This is a genomic window from Hymenobacter artigasi (assembly GCF_012275535.1).
Lineage (GTDB): Bacteria > Bacteroidota > Bacteroidia > Cytophagales > Hymenobacteraceae > Hymenobacter > Hymenobacter artigasi.
Window position 1 is genome coordinate 1 of record NZ_JAAVTK010000039.1, and the last position, 1,156, is coordinate 1,156.

The 1,156-nt window shown below is 62.3% G+C and carries 1 protein-coding gene; it reads right to left on the reverse strand.

Going from position 1 to position 1,156, the window contains the following annotated elements; genetic code table 11:
* Positions 1–20 precede the first annotated feature (20 nt).
* Positions 21–1,109, reverse strand: a complete 1,089-nt coding sequence (locus HBN54_RS23155; RefSeq protein ID WP_168675620.1) for an ISAs1 family transposase — start codon at positions 1,107–1,109, stop codon at positions 21–23.
* Between the last annotated feature and the right edge of the window lie 47 nt (positions 1,110–1,156).

Consider the following 1,156-nt stretch of genomic DNA (forward strand, 5'->3'; position numbering starts at 1 on the left):
TAGGGCTTCCGCACCAAATATCAGGCATTTTGCAGTAGTCGCCGGAGGTACTCATTGTCGTAGGCCGCTTGCTTACGCTTGCGTTTGAGGCTGATGGCTTGGGGGTCCTGGGCCAGCAAGTACAAGGCCGTTTTACGTAAGATATTGGCATTAAGGGCCGCATGCCCGCTTCGCAAGCGTGACTGGTCTTCTTTAAAGGTCAGGTCGAGTTGCCAGTGCAGGTGGTTTTCCACGGCCCAGTGCCCGCGGATGAGCCGGGCATAAACGGCCGGGTCGGGGTCGGTTAACGAGCTGAGGTAGAAGCGCTGGGCGTGGGTAACGCCCCGGCCCGTGTGCCGCTCGGTTTCCACCAGCACGAGCGTGCGCAGGCTGGGCCAGTCCGCGCAGGCGTCGAGCAAGCGCAGGTCCTGGCAAATCCGCACCGTGCGCCGTTCGCCCCGGCCGTGGCCCTTGTCCTGGCTGCGAAAGGCGGGCAAGTGAGCGGCCCGGGCCAGCAGATGCTCGCTGGCCTGCTCGTAGAGGGTTTTGGCGTTCTTTTTCAGGGCAATGACGTAGTCCGCCCCGTTGGCTACGACCTGCCCGACGATGCTTGGTTGGCAGGCAATGGCGTCGATGGTCACGATGCTACCGGCCACGTCGAGGGTATCGAGCAAAGCCGGGATGGCCGTTTTTTCATTCGTTTTCGCCTCAATCTGGGCTTGGCCAAAACTCAGGTGCGCATCGGCCACCCAGACGCTGACCGTGCGCACCAGGGCATGGCGCTGGCCGCCGGGGGTGGTGGCGCGGTGTTCCTTGCCATCGACACACAGCTGCCGCCCGGCCAGCGACCCGGCGCAAGCTCGCAGCGTTTGCTCCAACTCTTTTGGGTTCAATCGTTTGAGCAGCCGCTCCAACGTGTCCTCGGAGGGGATGCCGTTGGCAAAGGCCAGGCCCAGTTCCGTGCGCAAAAAGGCGAGCCGGGCCCGGCCATAGTCACAAATTTCCGGCAAATCATCGCAGCCGGCCAACGTGCCGCACAGCAGCAAGGCCAGAATATCAACCAGTTGGTGCAGGCATCGGCCCTGCACGCGCGGGTCCGTTAAATGGGCAAAGGAAGCGAAAGGGTCCATTCCCGAAACTAGCCTACGACCAGCTTACTTTTGGTGCGGAAGCCCTA

Coding starts and splice junctions, on each gene's coding strand:
- HBN54_RS23155 (WP_168675620.1), bottom strand. CDS start 1,109: ATGGACCCTTTCGCTTCCTTTGCCCATTTAACGGACCCGCGCGTGCAG.